Annotated in this window: 14 protein-coding genes and 1 tRNA gene; 7 read left to right on the forward strand and 8 right to left on the reverse strand. The window is 34.2% G+C overall.

Annotated features, from left to right (window positions below):
* Nucleotides 1–43 precede the first annotated feature (43 nt).
* Nucleotides 44–1,273 carry an arginine deiminase gene (gene arcA / locus LAB100_RS03270; protein WP_119325954.1) on the reverse strand — a complete coding sequence of 410 codons (1,230 nt, stop codon included), beginning with the start codon at nucleotides 1,271–1,273 and terminating at the stop codon, nucleotides 44–46.
* 427 nt (nucleotides 1,274–1,700) lie between these two features.
* A complete protein-coding gene (locus LAB100_RS03275) occupies nucleotides 1,701–2,177 on the reverse strand; it encodes a hypothetical protein (RefSeq protein WP_119325953.1) in 477 nt (158 codons plus the stop codon).
* Between the two features lie 165 nt (nucleotides 2,178–2,342).
* Between LAB100_RS03275 and LAB100_RS03280 the strand changes: the two genes are divergently transcribed.
* A tRNA-Gly gene (locus LAB100_RS03280) sits at nucleotides 2,343–2,413 on the forward strand.
* 38 nt (nucleotides 2,414–2,451) lie between these two features.
* Here the strand turns inward: LAB100_RS03280 and LAB100_RS03285 are convergent.
* Both LAB100_RS03285 and LAB100_RS11750 read right to left on the reverse strand, forming a co-directional pair.
* Nucleotides 2,452–2,982 carry a TetR/AcrR family transcriptional regulator gene (locus LAB100_RS03285; protein WP_119325952.1) on the reverse strand — a complete coding sequence of 177 codons (531 nt, stop codon included), beginning with the start codon at nucleotides 2,980–2,982 and terminating at the stop codon, nucleotides 2,452–2,454.
* A 197-nt stretch (nucleotides 2,983–3,179) separates the two neighbouring features.
* Nucleotides 3,180–3,302: a hypothetical protein gene (locus LAB100_RS11750; protein WP_281273967.1), complete on the reverse strand. Its 123-nt coding sequence runs from the start codon at nucleotides 3,300–3,302 to the stop codon at nucleotides 3,180–3,182.
* A 428-nt stretch (nucleotides 3,303–3,730) separates the two neighbouring features.
* Here LAB100_RS11750 and LAB100_RS03290 point away from each other — a divergent pair, with 428 nt between their 5' ends.
* Nucleotides 3,731–4,012, forward strand: coding sequence for a hypothetical protein (locus tag LAB100_RS03290; RefSeq protein ID WP_119325951.1), 282 nt, complete (start codon nucleotides 3,731–3,733; stop codon nucleotides 4,010–4,012).
* A 136-nt stretch (nucleotides 4,013–4,148) separates the two neighbouring features.
* Here LAB100_RS03290 and LAB100_RS03295 read toward each other — a convergent pair whose 3' ends face one another.
* Together LAB100_RS03295 and glnA are read right to left on the reverse strand one after the other, a co-directional pair.
* Nucleotides 4,149–4,586 carry a MerR family transcriptional regulator gene (locus tag LAB100_RS03295; protein ID WP_119325950.1) on the reverse strand — a complete coding sequence of 146 codons (438 nt, stop codon included), beginning with the start codon at nucleotides 4,584–4,586 and terminating at the stop codon, nucleotides 4,149–4,151.
* Between the two features lie 194 nt (nucleotides 4,587–4,780).
* Nucleotides 4,781–6,109, reverse strand: coding sequence for a type I glutamate--ammonia ligase (gene glnA / locus LAB100_RS03300; RefSeq protein WP_119325949.1), 1,329 nt, complete (start codon nucleotides 6,107–6,109; stop codon nucleotides 4,781–4,783).
* 307 nt (nucleotides 6,110–6,416) lie between these two features.
* On the opposite strand from glnA, the gene LAB100_RS03305 reads away from it, so the two are divergent.
* Nucleotides 6,417–7,394 (forward strand): GMP reductase, encoded by a 978-nt coding sequence (locus tag LAB100_RS03305; RefSeq protein WP_119325948.1) that lies wholly within the window; start codon nucleotides 6,417–6,419, stop codon nucleotides 7,392–7,394.
* A gap of 349 nt (nucleotides 7,395–7,743) precedes the next feature.
* Here the strand turns inward: LAB100_RS03305 and LAB100_RS03310 are convergent, their stop codons facing one another.
* Together LAB100_RS03310 and LAB100_RS03315 are read right to left on the reverse strand one after the other, a co-directional pair.
* Nucleotides 7,744–8,712, reverse strand: a complete 969-nt coding sequence (locus tag LAB100_RS03310; protein WP_119325947.1) for a glycosyltransferase family 2 protein — start codon at nucleotides 8,710–8,712, stop codon at nucleotides 7,744–7,746.
* A gap of 21 nt (nucleotides 8,713–8,733) precedes the next feature.
* On the reverse strand, nucleotides 8,734–11,139 hold the full coding sequence (locus tag LAB100_RS03315; protein WP_119325946.1) for an ArnT family glycosyltransferase: 2,406 nt from the start codon (nucleotides 11,137–11,139) through the stop codon (nucleotides 8,734–8,736).
* Between the two features lie 222 nt (nucleotides 11,140–11,361).
* Between LAB100_RS03315 and LAB100_RS03320 the strand changes: the two genes are divergently transcribed.
* From LAB100_RS03320 to LAB100_RS03335, 4 genes are all read left to right on the forward strand, one after another.
* A complete protein-coding gene (locus LAB100_RS03320) occupies nucleotides 11,362–12,054 on the forward strand; it encodes a response regulator transcription factor (RefSeq protein ID WP_119325945.1) in 693 nt (230 codons plus the stop codon).
* Nucleotides 12,038–13,363, forward strand: a complete 1,326-nt coding sequence (locus tag LAB100_RS03325) for a sensor histidine kinase (RefSeq protein WP_162894173.1) — start codon at nucleotides 12,038–12,040, stop codon at nucleotides 13,361–13,363. Before LAB100_RS03320 ends, LAB100_RS03325 begins: the two co-directional genes overlap by 17 nt.
* A 296-nt stretch (nucleotides 13,364–13,659) precedes the next feature.
* Nucleotides 13,660–16,566 carry a hypothetical protein gene (locus LAB100_RS03330; protein ID WP_126322020.1) on the forward strand — a complete coding sequence of 969 codons (2,907 nt, stop codon included), beginning with the start codon at nucleotides 13,660–13,662 and terminating at the stop codon, nucleotides 16,564–16,566.
* Between the two features lie 51 nt (nucleotides 16,567–16,617).
* Nucleotides 16,618–17,061, forward strand: a complete 444-nt coding sequence (locus LAB100_RS03335; RefSeq protein WP_119325942.1) for an ASCH domain-containing protein — start codon at nucleotides 16,618–16,620, stop codon at nucleotides 17,059–17,061.
* Nucleotides 17,062–17,088 lie beyond the last annotated feature (27 nt).

The raw sequence follows: 17,088 nt of genomic DNA on the forward strand, positions 1-17,088 counted from the left end.
TGAGTTAGACTTAGTCTAGCACAAATCTCTAATTAAATTAAAATTATTTTAAGTCTTCACGTACTAATGGCATACTCATGCAACGAGGGCCCCCACGACCACGAGATAATTCACTTGAAATTGTCTCCAATACTTTCAAACCATGTTGTCTTAACATTTCATTTGAAACGTAGTTACGATCATAAGTAACAACAACACCAGGTGCGATTGCAAGTGTATTTGATCCATCATTCCATTGTTCTCTAGGAGCAACGATAGGATCGCCATTTCCTGTTGGGATCAAGTCAAGATCATCTAAACCAAGTTCTTTCTTAAGAACAGCCTTCAAATCTTGATTGTGTTCATAAGTTAAATCACCATCTTTAGTTGGGTGGATTGTCCATGTATCGATCTTGCCACCTTCACCAAGAATTCCTGGATGAACTGTAAATTGATCATAGTTGATCATTGTAAATACAGTATCCAAATGCATCATAGCGTGATTATGTGGAATCTTGATAGCAATAACTGTATCGTAATGGCTGTCACTGAATAGGCTTCTAGCGATATCTTGAATAGCTGTAGCTGATGTTCTTTGAGAAACACCAATTGCTAGCACGTGATCGCTAAGTACTAATTCATCTCCACCTTCAATACGATGTGTATGGTTTCTATCACGCCATACATGCAAACCTTTGTTAGCAAAACGTGGATGATATTTAATAATTGCTTCCATAAACATTGATTCACGTTGTCTTGCAGCGAAAGTCATATGGTTAATACTTAAACCATCACCGATTGAAGCTGCAGGGTCTCGTGTGAAGTATAGGTTTGGCATTGGGTCCATAAAGAATGGATAATCTTCATCTTCAGCTGCACTGACAAGATCCGTCGGGTGGAAGTCAATGTCGTTCTTACGAACTCCGATCATCAATTGGTTAACCATTGCGTGTGTATCAAGACTCATCAAATATTCTTTCAATGCGTCATGATCTGCACCAACGGCATAGTCTGATTCGCGAAGCATCTTTTCTACAAATGCTTCTTTAACATTTCCAGCATCGATAGCTTCAGCTGCTAAATCTTCAAGATAAAGAACTTCTGTTCCGTTATCTCTCAAGATTTGAGCAAAATGGTCATGTTCCTTTTGGGCAATTGGCAAATATGGGATGTCATCGAACAATAGTCGGGGCATTGTATCGGGTGTAATGTTTTCAACTTCCTGTCCGGGACGTTTCAACATTACTACATCTAATTTTCCAATTTCTGAAGTAACATGGATTGGCATAGTCATAAAAATCACTCCTTAATTTGAATTCCGTTACCAACACCCACTATATCGAACAGATATTAGTTTTGCAAGCGATTTCAAAAAGGATTTTCATTATGAAATATTTTTTAATTTTTTTAGTAAACCTAATCCGCGTTATATCTAGCAAGCGGTTACACTAATTAGAATTTTTTTAATCAAAAATTATTTCTCCAAATTACCAAATAGCTGATTATAATTTTATAAATATTTTCTGAAATTATTTTTATTTATAAAATCTTGCTCATTTTAGATATCATATATCCATTAAAAAAAGACTACTCAATTTAAAACGGTGAGTAATCTATACCTTTAATTCAATAAATAAAAATTATATTCTTTGAAATATGATTATGAAACAAACAAAAAAGGTTTTGGATAAAGATAATAATCTTTATCCAAAACCTTTTAATTATTTAGCATTCTTTTGAGCTGTTTTAACGGCTTGCTTGTGAGTTCCGTTATATAGTTTCCATTGCTTACCATCAGAAGTTTTGATTGTTGTTTTGCCAACCTTAGTGAAATTCCAGTCAAAATCAGGTTCTTTGATAACTCTAAAACCATCAATCTTGAATTTCTTAGCGTTCTTCTTGTTAAGAACAATCTTGGCCTTCTTAAAGTCAGTAATAACTTTCTTTGAGCCATCTTTGTTTACACGAACGAATTGAACAGTCTTGTTGTCTTTACCAGTAAAGAATGTGATGTATTCATTCTTGTTATCTTTACTTACACCAACATAATCTTGATTTTTAATCTCACTCTTAGTGATCTTCTTTGCAGAATGTTGCTCTGCCTGTTGTGTGCTTTGGTTTGAACAACCAGTTGTTACGGCGGCAAAACCACCCATTAATGAAACAGCGGCTAATATTGTAACCAATGTTTTTTTCATTATAATCTTCTCCTTGATGCAATTTATTGATAAAAATTCATCGTCACCTTTGATTTTATGGTAATGAAAACTAAAAATCAATTTATATTGTAAATTCATAGAACTTTTTTAAATAAACTTTATCTTTTTGAAATAAGTTATTGTATAATAAAAGAGTTGTGAAGTGCGAACTTAGTTTAATGGTAAAATACCAGCTTCCCAAGCTAGTGTCGCGAGTTCGATTCTCGTAGTTCGCTTATATATTCGTCGTTAGTCTTTTGGCTAACGGTTTTTTTTATTTCTCCGTAAAACTTTCCAAACCATTTTTGAACAAATTTTCAAAGAAAATACTCAATTTTGCAGTACTGATATTGGGATTGTTCAACCAATATTTAACTAATCCCTTTAGAGCCGATGACAAATATTGAATGAATAATTCTTTTTGTCTAATATCCAAACCACTAAGTCCTTCCTTGATCTGTTGCAATCCCTTAGCGGTTAGTAGAGAAATAAAATTATCTTTAAAACGTAAATCACTATTTTCATTCAATAAAATACCAATATCACCCCTTTGCTTATTAATACCTTCAAATAACCCTTTCGGCCCATTACCACTTACTAAAGAAATCGGAATTGGATTTAAATCCTTCAAAATTCGATCTTCTACTGTTTGTAAAATATCGTGCTTATTGACATATCGTCCATACACTGTCGTTTGATCGACTGAGCTTTTGTCAGCAATTGCCATTATTGAAATTTCCGATAATGGCATCTCTTTCATCAAATCTAACAACGCTCTTTGAATCTTTTCATCAATTATATCCATAAATTCTCCTACACTAATTGATTCAAATAATTACTTTATTTTCTACTAGTTGATCAGACTATTCAATTGGGTTTTTAAATTAAAAAAAATAGTAAATCAATATCAATTTACACAAAAAAAATAATAGCCAACCATGTGTATATCATCATGGTTGGCTATATTTGAAGTATTTCATTATCTAATTGCTGCATAAATTTTTAAACGGTTTGAAGCTTTTTTACGGCTTCTTCAATTGTTTTACCATCTGCAAAAACATGAGTGTTTTTATCTTCAACAGTAAACAACTGAGATTTGATATTTAGTTCTACACGATATTTCATTTGTTTACCTCCCCATTAATTATTTCTTTATATCTGCTCAACGGATAATAAATGAAATTATATTCTTTATTTATTAAAATGCAAGCCCTTTCTTTTTAATGTTTTCATTCTTTAAAATTTTTTTGGTGGCATAAATAATCAGTTCTGGATATAATGGAGTCAGATAATAAGGAGAAGATGCAAAATGAAGAATATATCCAAAAAAGAATATCCGTCGTGGTACCCTCATAGAAGAGGGCATAACACAGTAGAATTTAATAAGCCAGATAAATGGTACGAATGGTCGGCCATTCTGGATGTTATCTTTTTTGCGATTTTTTTACTTATCATAAATCATTAAATGAAAAGCCATGTTTGAACTTTCAAACACGGCTTTTTCTATCATCAGCGCGTAACTTTGCTATAATCAAAGTTAAGGAGGCGGTATCATGGCTTTAAATATTAATTTAGTTAATGGCAGAAGTATTCATATAACTGAAGATACTTACCTTATTGCTTGGAAGTATCAATCATCACTAATGGCCAGTAATACAGACCACTATTATCTAGACTGTATCTTTAAGGGTGGCTTTGAGGATGGCAAAGTTACTGAAGAAGATGAAGAAAATAAACTCGAAGGTTTGATCAGTGCTGCTGATTGGATCACTATTGGTAAAGATAATAATAATTCCTTAAAAACATCCGCTGTTTTAAGTATTACTAGAGATTAGAAACTAAAAAGACCTCAGTCCATAGACTGGGGTCTTTTCTGCTCTCTGGGGGGAAAGCAGTAATCAGAATTTTGATTACGCCAAATATTAACATTCTAAAAAAGAAAATTCCAGAGAATTGCTTATATACAAAAAATTAGTTATTCATTGATTGGCTGGCTTTTGAAGCTGCTTCCAATGTATCACAAAAATCCTCTAATCCTTCTTCTGATCCGTTAGCGCAAGCTGCCTCAAAATACTTAACCTTATGGTCTAACTTTTCCAAATATCTCTGTGATTGCTCAATTTGTTTCATAACTTCATCACGTTGTTTCTTAAACATCGCTAAACGTTCTTCTAAAGTACAATTACCTTCCATTGACATATTAACAAACTGTCTAATTTCTTTTAATGACATCCCTGTTTCTTTCAAACATGATATCAAATCAACAAAATCCATATCATCATCAGTAAATTCACGACGACCACCGTTCCCACGATGTACAAAAGGCATTAAGCCCTCCTTATCGTAATAACGTAGTGTATAACTGGAAAGACCGGTCTTTTCTGCCACTTGTCCAATTGAATAAGCCATATCGGCATTCCTCTTCTCTTTAAAAATATTACTTTAAGTATAACCGTTAATTTAACATTTTATACTATTTAAAATAAACAAAAACACTTTAAAAAATAATTTCTTTTGCACAAAAATCCTCCTGTAGCAACCATCAAAGATGATCATTACAGGAGGATTTCTTAGTATTCGGGAATTGAATTCATTTTTTGTAATTAATATTGAGACATGTAAGTATCTCTTTCCCATTGTGAAACTGTTTGTTGGTATCTAGCCCATTCAGCATTCTTAGCAGCGAAGAAACTATTTGTTAAGCCTGTACCAAGGGATTGTTGAACATATTCATCTTTACGTAGTGCTTTCAAGGAGTTGTGTAAAGTTGAAGGTAAGTCAATAATACCCTCTTCACGACGTTTTTCTTCGGACATTTCATAAATGTTGTCCTTAACTTCTGGCATAAGATCATAATCGCTCTTAATACCATCCAAACCAGCATCAAGGATACATGCGATAGCTAGGTATGGATTAGTTGTTGGATCGACACTTCTCATTTCAATACGTTTTGACTTACCTTTTGCAGCAGGTACACGTACTAATGGTGAACGGTTCTTACTTGACCAAGCAATATAAGTTGGAGCTTCATAGCCTGGTACTAAACGTTTATATGAGTTAACAGTTGGATTATTAACAGCAGTTAATGCACGAGCATGCTTCAAAATACCACTCAAAAACTTTTTGGCTGTATCTGACAACATATCATTTTCATCGTCAAAGATATTATCATCACCATTAAATAATGACATATTGATATGCATTCCTGAACCATTGATTCCTTGAACAGGTTTTGGCATAAAGGTAGCATACAAACCATGTTCCTTAGCAATTGTTTTAACTACCAATTTGAAGGTTTCAATACTATCTGCTGCAGATAAAGCATCTTCATATTTAAAGTCAATTTCTTGTTGACCTGGTGCAACTTCGTGGTGACTTGCTTCAACTTCAAAGCCCATCTTTTCAAGGCCCAAAACAATATCCTTACGAACATTAACACCCAAATCAACTGGTGAAAAGTCAAAATAGCTACCATCATCATTAAGGTGCAAAGTTGGATTGCCATGTTCATCTGTATTAAACAAGAAGAATTCAGGTTCTGGTCCAATATTGAAATTAGTGTAGCCCATATCATGCATCTTTTTGATAATTCTTTGAAGGTTAACACGAGGGTCCCCTTCAAATGGTGTGCCATCTGTTTTATAAATATCACAGATCAAACGAGCAACTTTACCATGTTCTTCACCCCATGGGAAGATCAACCATGTTGATAGATCAGGATGCAAGAGCATGTCACTTTCTTCAATACGTGTAAATCCATCAATTGATGAACCATCGAAAGTAATCTTATTTGCTAAAACCTTGTCTAATTGTGAGACAGGAACTTCAACGTTTTTGATGATTCCGTTAATATCTGTAAACATTAAACAGATGAATTCAACGTTTTCATCTTTAACCATTTTTGTAATATCTTCTGCAGTATAATGTTGCACTTTTAACCACTCCTATTGGATATACCGATTTTTTTGAGAACACTAACAAACGTTATTAATATACCGTTCTATTAATAATATGATGATAATACCAATTACAAATCTTAGTGTCAAATATTTTCATTAATATTTTCAATAAATTCCAATATTAAATACTAAAATTATCATATAAGAAAATTCTATCACAATAAATTATATTATTAGCAACTTTAATTTGACTTCTTTAACTTTTCCGGTTAAATTATAGATACGAACGAAATTCAATATAAAAATAATAATTGTTCGTAATTAATGGAGTGAATAATAAATGCAAGTTTTTGATTATGAAGATATCCAACTAATACCGAATAAATGTATCGTCGACAGTCGTTCTGAATGTGATACAAGCATTAAATTCGGACCAAAAACATTTAAAATTCCGGTTGTCCCTGCTAATATGCAAACGATCATCGATGAAAATTTAGCTGAAAAATTGGCAGCTAATGATTTCTTCTATGTGATGCATCGTTTTGAGCCAAAGACAAGAATCAATTTCATTAAAGATATGAACCAAAAAGAATTATTTACTTCAATCAGCGTTGGTATCAAAAAAGAAGAATTTGATTTTATTGATAGCCTCGTTGCCGAAGGCCTAAAACCAGATTATATAACAATCGATGTTGCCCACGGACATAGTGATCGCGTTATTAACATGATTCATTATATTAAAAAGAACATTCCTTCAACCTTCTTAATCGCTGGTAATGTTGGAACTCCTGAAGCTGTACGTGAACTAGAAAACGCCGGTGCTGATGCTACAAAGGTTGGTATTGGACCTGGTAAAGTATGTATCACTAAACTAAAAACTGGCTTTGGCACAGGTGGTTGGCAATTGGCTGCAGTTCGTCTCTGCGCTAAGGCTGCCAGTAAACCAATTATCGCCGATGGTGGAGTCAGAAATGATGGTGACATTGCCAAATCCGTCCGATTTGGAGCTGATATGGTCATGATTGGTTCTTTACTTGCTGGTCATAAGGAATCCCCTGGTGAAGTTATCGAAAAAGATGGTCAAAAATATAAAGCCTATTTCGGATCTGCTTCCCAATATCAAAAAGGTGAATACAAAAATGTTGAAGGTAAAAAAATGTTAGTTCCCTATAAGGGCGAGATTATGAATACCTTAAATGAAATGAAACAAGATCTTCAATCATCAATTTCTTACGCAGGTGGCAAAGATCTTAACTCTCTTCGTAAAGTTGATTATGTTATCGTTAAAAATTCAATCTACAATGGCGATGTTTACTAATTAAAAAGCACCTATAAAAAGTATCGAATACTGCTCAATTCTTGAGCAATGAAAAATCCCCGTGCAGCAACCTTTAAGAATGGTTGTAACACAGGGATTTTTATATGAAATGATTTATATCATGTTTCAGATTCTTATTAAAATTCTTTAAGAAAAGAAAAAGAAGTTGACGACTGGGTGTTCGTCAACTTCTTTTTTATGAATGGGATAGTTCATGTTCAATTTGATAAGAATCGGTTGTCCATCAAACAACTTTTACATCCATCAAATTTACCACTACTTTAACACATTCCCGAAAAATTAAACAGTATGAAAACTTTTAAAGTAAAAAAGATTTTTTCTAATAATATTAATTATTCATTTGACGAGCTGTGAAATGATGGATACCTTTATTTCGTTCTTCAAACCCTTCCGTCTTACTTACAATATAACGAGGGCGATTATTGACTTGATCCAAAACTCGACCCAAGTAGCTGCCAAGTATCCCAATAGATAGCATCAACAATCCTAAAGTGAATAAAAGAATCGTAACTCCAACTGAGGCAACACTATAATTACCACTAGCGATTAAATATCCTAAAGTAAATATACCACTGGCTAAAGGTACAATTGAAAAAATATTGACAAATTGTAATGGTTTCATAGAAAAAGATGTGATTCCATCTAATGCTAATTTAACCATCTTTGAAAGCGGATATTTGGTTTCACCAGCAATTCTTTCTTGACGATGATATTGAACGCTAGTCTGCCTGAAGCCAATCCAAGTAACTTGTCCGCGAACGAATGGATCTTGCTCATGCAATTTTAGTAATTGATGAACAGCCTTTCGATCCATTAGACGAAAATCACCTGTATCTAGTGGCATATCAATTGTTGCTAGTTTTTTAAAGGTACGATAGAACATTTTGGCAGTAAATTTCTTAAAGAAAGTTTCTCCATCACGTTGCATTCTTTTACCATAGACAATTTCATAGCCTTCATGCCATTTTTCAATCATTTGGGGAATGACTTCTGGTGGATCTTGTAAGTCAGCATCCATAACTACTACGGCATCCCCTTTTGTATACTGCAATCCAGCAGTAATAGCTAGTTGATGTCCGAAATTACGTGAAAACTCAACTAATTTAATATTATCGTGTTGAGTAATGGCTCGGTTAATAATAGCAACTGATTTATCTTTAGAACCATCATCAACGAAGATCAATTCATAAGCTTCTTCTTGTTGTTCAATATAATTTAATAATGTATCAATTGTTGCTTGAATACCCGCCTCTTCATTAAAGACAGGCAATACTATAGAGATTAATTGATTTTTCATATGCGAGGATTCCTTTCATTATTACTTATAGATACTTGATAAATCATAAAGCGTTCCAGATTGACCGGGACCACCCATACCGCCTTTGCCCATTGAAGGACTATTAGATTTATTTTTCTTCATTTTCTTTAATTGTGCTTTAGTTAACTTCTTCTTACCTGTTGGTTTAGTTCCATTGCCATTTGGTTGATTTCCAGAAGGACCATTACCGCTTGGTGCATTAGAGTTTGAACCAGATGGTTTGGCTGGTGGAGTTGATCCTGTTGAAGAAGTTGGAGCATTACCAGGAGTTTGTCCAGCGCCATTTGGAGCTGTTGTAGATTTTGTTTTGGATGAAACCGTTACTGCACTTGAATTATTAGTTTGCGTACTGCTATTAGATAAACTTACTTTCTTAGCATGTTTCTTGATCCAACTAACAATCTGACTATTAGAACCGCCAGTCTTACCACCTGAGTAGTAATATTTAAGCTTACCTTCTTTAATCAATTTTTTAAATTGTGCCAAAGTAATAGCTTTATCGGTACCATTGAATCCACCCATTGCCATAACTGCTTTACCAGTGGCAATAATATAAGGTGCTGCAGTACTTGAATCATCAGTGGCAAATAGATATTCAGCCTTACCCTGATGTTTTTCAACATAATTCAATAGTGTTGAATCGACCTGGGAATTACCCATGCCGCCACCACCGCCCATAGACGATAGTAATGACGGACCAGCACTAGGAATACCATCACTTGATCCAGCTAAGGTTGGTGTTAATGACCACCAAGTTGGAGCTAACATGACAATAATCATCGCTGCAACTGGCCAAATTCGTTTATTCTTCAACTTAATTGCAATCCAAGGTAATGCAAATAATGGAATGGAAATTACAATTCCAGCTATCAGTAAGACCCATGCTAAAGTTGGATAATAGTCTGTTAAATACCATGCTTGTAAAATGCTGGTTGATAAAATTGCTATTGGCAAAAGCATCGCCCAAAGTGACTTTTCACGCCACTGTTTGATCATCGTATAAACTCCGATACCTGCTAAAACTGCCATTGCTGGAGCCAACATAATCGTGTAATACGGATGGAAGAAACTGGCTACTGAAAAGAATCCTGCAACTGGGACTAGCCAACCAACCCAAAGCCAAAGTTCTTTTCTTTGTGGATTGAGATTGTACCATTTCTTCATCTTAGAACCTCTGAAATAAGCATAACTGGAAATAATTCCAAAAACTGCTAATAACATTAACCAACTGATTTGAGGTCCTAATTCTTTTTGAAGTAATCTAAATGGTCCAGCTGTACCAATATTGAAGGCTCCACCACCTCCGCCACCAGTACCTTTATTATTTCCGCCAGGTTGACCACCCTTACTCATTTTTGGAGCATTAGTTTTAGAACCAGATGGCTTAGCTGGTGGATTACTACTTGTAGATTTTTTCTTTGCGCCACTTGGAGGTGTTGGTGCATTGCTTGATGATTTCGTACCACTTGGTTTTTTAGATTTACTACCAGATGGTGGTGTCATTGATTTACTACCTTTTTTTGAAGAACTACCCATACCAGGGAAAGCTCCACCAGTACCAGTTGTCTGACCAAGCAAACGTTGCGTACCATTGTACCCAAAGGCTAATTCCAATGCTGAATTAGTTTCTGAACCACCTTCATATGGTCTTTTTGATGAGTTAGTCATATCAACTGATAAGGGCCAAAGTAAAGTGAAAACAGCTAGAAAAACCGTTGCAATTGACAAATGTGCCAATTTCTTTTTCCAATTTGTTTCTGCAGCTAACCAGTAATAAAGATATAAAGCTGGCAAAATCATAAATGCTTGTAACATTTTGATATTGAACGAAAAACCTATCAAAGCGAATCCAATCCAGAGATATCGTTGCTGTTTCTTCAAAACTGCCTTCTGAACAAACCAAACCGATAATAATAGGAAGAAAACTAAGGTTGCATCCATATTATTAGTTCTTGAGTCAGCAACTACAATTGGAGTTAATGTCATAATTAATGCAGAAATTCGGGCAGGAATCCTGCCAAAGCGTTTTGAAACGAGATTATAAATTAGATAAACCGACCCAATTCCAAATAAAATTGATGGTAGGACAACACTCCATCCATGAACACCAAAAATCTTGGCACTGATAGTCATAAACCATAATGCAACCGGTGGTTTATCAACCGTAATAAATCCAGCTGGATCAAAACTAGCGTACCAAAAATTCTTAAAACTCTTGGTCATACTGACAATCGCAGCTGTATAAAAGTTGTTGGCCTCTCCTGCTTCCCAAATATTCCAGGCGTACAAGAATGCCGCCAAAATTAAAATGGCAATCAGCCAATAATCATATTTAATAGTTCTTAATTTATTGAAAAAGTTAAACTTTTCATTCTTTTGAACACGACTTGGTTCTTTTGATTCCATCATTTATCTTCTCCTATCCTTAAATAGCTATATTTATAAAAAAACAAATGATTGAATAAACTAAAATCGAAAATAGAATCGATTTTAAATGTAAATTATTTTTCATCTGTTCAAATTCCTTTCTTAACAACAAGGACAAGATTAGACAAACTAGCTTAAATTAAGCTTAAATTGAAATTTATGTTTTATAATTATGAATAGAATTTAAAAAAGGAGATTGCAATGTCAAATAATATTAGAATTTTAGTAGTTGAGGATGATGAAAATCTAGCCAACAATATTGCAACATTCTTACACGATTTTTCTGAAGTGGATATCGAAAATGATGGTCTTAGCGGAAAATTTGCTGCTACAGAAGATGTTTATGATCTAATTATTTTGGATATTATGTTACCTGAAATGAATGGTTATGATGTTTTAAAAAACATCCGTGCCGATAAAATCAACACCCCCGTTTTGATTTTGACCGCTAAAGCCGAAATTGATGATAAAATTCACGGCTTCAATTTAGGGGCTGATGACTATCTAACCAAGCCATTTCATCGTGAAGAACTATTAGCCCGTGTCAAGGCTCTGCTAAAACGTGGCGGCTCTTTAGCTGACGATTCAATTCTCAAAATTAGAAACCTTGAAGTAAACTTAAATAACCATGAAATTAAAGCCGGCGGCAAACAAATTTCATTAAATGGTAAGGAGTATGATTTACTGGTTTATTTATTACAAAACAAAAATACCATTTTAACGAAAGATCAGATTTTTGAAAGAATCTGGGGGTTTGATTCTGATACCTCTATTACTGTAGTCGAAGTATATATGAGCAATCTACGTAAAAAACTTCGTCCTTCCGAGAACGATGGTCTAATTAAAACCATCAGAAATGTTGGGTATATTTTCCAAGATGAAACTGAAATCTAAACAAAGTAAAATTACTCGCCGCCAACAATTTAAACTATTTCTATCAATTATGGCCGCATTTGCAGTCTTATTCCTTACTTTAGGCCTGATCATTTTCAATCTCTTTCAGTCTTCAACTTACAAAAGTATTGATAAAGATATTCGAAATCAGGTCGTTTCAATCCAAAAACAACCCAATATGAAGAAACAAGTAGAACCTGACCCTCACGACCCTAATAATCACTTCAATAACAACGTCAATAAACCCAATCCCAAAGCTCCCTTTCAAGCTTCAATTTTAGTTTTCAACAAAAAGGGAAAGTTATTGAACAAGAGTAGTCTTGGAAATCGTTATTCCGTTTTAAAAAACATAAATTTAAATAAAAATAATGTTAATTTGAAACAAACTTTAGTTGTTAATAATATGAACTTCCGTTCAATACTAATAAAAGTCTCAAAGAAAAATAATAATCCGATGTATGCTGGAAATTATGTTTTAATCATGCAAAATATTGATACTCAAATCCAAGCCATCGAAAATTTTGAACGAATTCTAATTATTACTTTCTTCCTTTTTTGGGTTATCGCCTTAGTTATTTCTTATTTCTTAGCACGTATAAATATGTTGCCGATCATTAAATCCTGGCAACAACAAACTGAATTTGTTAACGACGCAGCCCATGAATTAAGGACCCCTTTAACAATCATTCAAGGAAAACTCGAGTACATGCTTACAAAACCAAATAAAAAGATTATTGATGAAGCCGAGGCTATTTCAGTTTCGTTAGATGAAGTCAATCGGCTAAATTCCTTAACCAATAACCTATTAGTTTTGGCCCGTTCAGATTCGGCTACTACTAATCTAAAATTTGAATTAACTAAACCAGAGTTTTTCTTAAAAGATCCCATTGTCCCTTTTAAAGACATCATCAATTCTCAATCAAAGGTCTTTCAGATCAACCTTAATGACAATCCAACCCTTAACTTAGACCGCGACAAGATCAAACAATTACTAATAATCCTCTTAGACAACGCTACTAAATACACACCTAAGAATGGTACTATCAAAATTTACGATCAAGTTGAAGGATCTAAATATCAATTTATTGTTTCTGACACTGGTGTTGGCGTGGCTGATAGCGACAAAAGAAAAATCTTTGGGCGATTTTATCGAGTTGATAAATCACGTAATACCAATAGTGGCGGACATGGACTAGGTTTGGCAATTGCTCAACAAATCGTCAATGTTCATCATGGCAATATCTTTGTACGTGATAATCTTCCTCACGGCAGTGAATTTGTCGTTGAATTACCTATTAAACATCATTAGAAAATACTGTATAGCTACTTATGAAAAAAAACAGCATTTATTAAGAAGCATTCGAGATATATTAACACATCTCCGGATCTCTTAATAAATGCTGTTTTTGCGTTAAAACCCTTTGTATAAATTATTTAATTTAGGTTATTTTAATAAGTTCTATATTAGGATTAACTTAATATTTTTGATTTTATTTTTAATATTTTGCGGTCCATTTCACAAAAAACCGCTTTCCTGTTTTTGAATCAGTCGTCAATATTTCTCATGATAAGATTACGAAATCGTTTATTGAGGGAGGATTCCACATGAGAAGGAAAAGCATAACCATACTATACATGTCATTGATGACATGCATGTTATTTCTTTGCCTAAAAACTACCACAGTTTTTGCGGAACAAGCAGACGATGCGGATATAACAGAAATTTACGAATATAAAAATGATACCGGCGTTAATATTAGTTACGTATTAGATTCTGATAAAACTATGATCTTAAGTACTTCTGAAAAAAACGTAATTAATCAAGCCAAATTAGCCGAGGAAATCGGCGAAAAAAATATTTCAGTTAATGAGGATAAAAACGAATTCAAATTAACACTCGATGATCCTAAAAAAATCGACTTCTTGTTAACCATTGATAACAAAAAGCCATTCAAATTATCAGTCCTTAATTCAAAAGAAGAATTATTATTCGATTATGATTTTAATCAACCGAAAGATGATTACATAGAAAGTTTTGGAAACGCTGAAGATGCCAGTTGGCGTCGCTCAGATAAACTAAGACTTAGTCAAGGACCAATTCTTGATCATACCGATGGTGGAAAAACAGTTCCCTATCTCTATTTCGGAGATTTTAATTATGCCGAAAGAAGAACTACCATTGCTGAAGCCTATTCTGGAAAAGGCGGTACTAGCAAAAAACCTAAATCACGTTTAGACAGTTTAACTGCTCCTAATTCGGCAGTTCTTTATTCTCCAGAGGGTTCAACCATTGAAAGTGGTCCCCACGGTGAAGGAAATCACCTTTATACTTCACATTACGGAGATGCTCAAAGCTTTGATACTACTCCAACGACTTGGATTGGTGAGGAACAAGATAAACCTTATGGTTCTCCTAATTCTTTTACATCAAATAATTTATTTAATTATGTAAAAAAGACTGATAAAAAAGCCCGACCTGGTACTTCAGGTCCTGATAGATATGGTAGTAGCTATGCCATGTCTGAAATGCCAAAACTATACTATCGTATTGACCCCGAAACTGGCTATGAAGAACAAAAGTTAGTCTATAAACAACAAGATTTTCTTGTTGCCAAAAAAGGTCGTGATATCCACAAATTACAAATTACGATCAATCATAAATTCGACTCTACTGGAAAAACTATCACTAAAATTTCATACCAAAATGTTAGTGCTGTTGGAATGGCAGATTTTATTGGTTTTTCTTCACATGATATTTCTATAAACAAAGACGGAAAAGAAATTGAAGCCATTAACGGTAAAAAAATTGGTAATTATATGCCTATGCGTTCCTTAGGAAATGAACGTGGTATGTATTTACAATCACAAAATAACGAAGTTAGAACTAGTTTCTATGTTAATTCTGCGAATGGTCCCGATGGTTGGGCTGGTAGATCAATTGGTAGATCGTACTTAGCTACTAAGGGTTTTTCAAAAACTAATTTGCTATATCTTCCAGGGGTACAAATCGCTAGTGAAAGATATTATCCTTGGAAAATCGGTAAATATCCTGACAAAGACAAATTTTACGATAACAAGAAAAAGGAATATCGTTCTCCTTATGTCTCTCGTGGGCTTTTCAATGCCTTCTACGATAGAGACGATCGCGGGGATAAAGGAAAAAATTTACCAGCTGGTGCTCGATTATCTACCGATGAAGGAACATCTTACTGGGATTCTGGTTTGACTATGCGTACAAAATCGCAGATGCTCGCACCAAAACAAAGTGTTGAATTAGAATTTTCTTCAAAACTCGATGTCATGGGACTAAGATTCAACCCTGTTCTTGGATTGGACCAGATGGGAACCAAAGATGACCCATTTTTGATCCCCGCAAAAAATGATACTTTAGATTTAAGCGGTTTATGGTATGACTTTGATAGTACATTTGAAAAAATCTTTTTCACCATTGACGATGAAAATCTTGACATTGATTATGCAGCCGTTTTGGATAGTTATACTCAAACAGCCAATGAAGCTGTCGATGGAAAAGTACACGATTGGAAAAGACAAATTTCTCTTCATGGATTAAATAATTCCAAACATACTTTAAGATTCTGGATGCAAGATGGTGAAGGAAATCTTTCTCAGGTTCAAACTCTTGTTATCAAACGTATCAAAAATCCTGAAAATAAGCCTCAAATAGATATCATTACTCCTGGCTCTTCTGAAGACAGCCCTAACTCACCTATGTATCATCACCTAAACATTAGTGGAGTTTGGTCAGATAAAGACAGTAAAACTATCAAATCAATTACTTATAAGATTGATGATGGTGAAGAAAAAATATTGCAACAAAATATCCAAAACAAAAAACCTGGTACTTCAATGCCTTGGAAAATTGAAAATTTAGATATTTCAGCACATAATGATTTTGAAAAACATAAAATAGAATTTAAAATTACCGATCCAAAAAATAATACCGATACGGATACCTTCTACTACCAACACAAAGGTGGAAGTTATCAATTATTTGCCCCTGAAACAATCGACTTCGGTCAAACTTCAGTTTCCAAAGCCTCAATGGCACCTAAAAAACCAGTAGTTCATGGAGATCTGCTTGTTGAAGATTATCGTGACGCGAATGCACCGCCACTGGAAGTCACCCTTTCCGTTGATTCGTTCTACAAAGAACTTGACGATGACAACGACGATGGGGATGATGGCGAAGACGAAGGTGACGATGGCGATGGACTTGAAGACGGTGAGGACGAAAAAAAGCCAAAGCTTAGAAAAATAAACACAAGTGAATCATTGTCACACGATATTTTCTGGAAAAATGAATTTGTTAATGACCACGATTTAATAGTTGGTATGTCCGATTCTGATTGGGATGGCAAATGGGAACGAACAACTAATTTAACTTCAAATATTACTAAATATCTCAAATTAAATTTCAGATCTAATGAGACTGGATCATCTCCAGGTAAATATATCAGTGTTTGGACTTGGAATGCCACAGATTCACTATAAAATTAAACCTCCGTATGTTATCTTTATTAAGAATACACGGAGGTTTTTTTGATGGATAAAGAAAAAATTCAAGACTATTGGTTTAATTTCCTGAGAGATAAAAATTCACTCTACTACCCTTTAGGTGACATTACTATCTTCGGTGGCGAACCACAAAAACTAGCCGAATTGGTTTATGATGGCATTAAAACAGCCACCTCATCATCATATGAACTTTATGAGCCTACTGAATACATGCCTCAAATCGGTGACTACAATATCATTTTAGACGGCGACCAAGAACCGGTCTGCATTACTAAAACACTTGTTACCGAAGTGATCCCCTTCAAACAAGTTAGTGCTGAACATGCCTACCACGAAGGTGAAGGTGACCGTACCTTAGAATACTGGCGTCAAGTTCATGAAGACTTTTTCAAAAAAGAATATGCTGAAGCTGGTAAAACATTTAATGAAGACATTCCCGTCCTTTGTGAGGTTTTTGAACGCATTTATTAAAAAACGTAATTAAAACTGTTGACGGCA

The organism is Companilactobacillus musae, from assembly GCF_003967595.1.
GTDB lineage: Bacteria > Bacillota > Bacilli > Lactobacillales > Lactobacillaceae > Companilactobacillus > Companilactobacillus musae.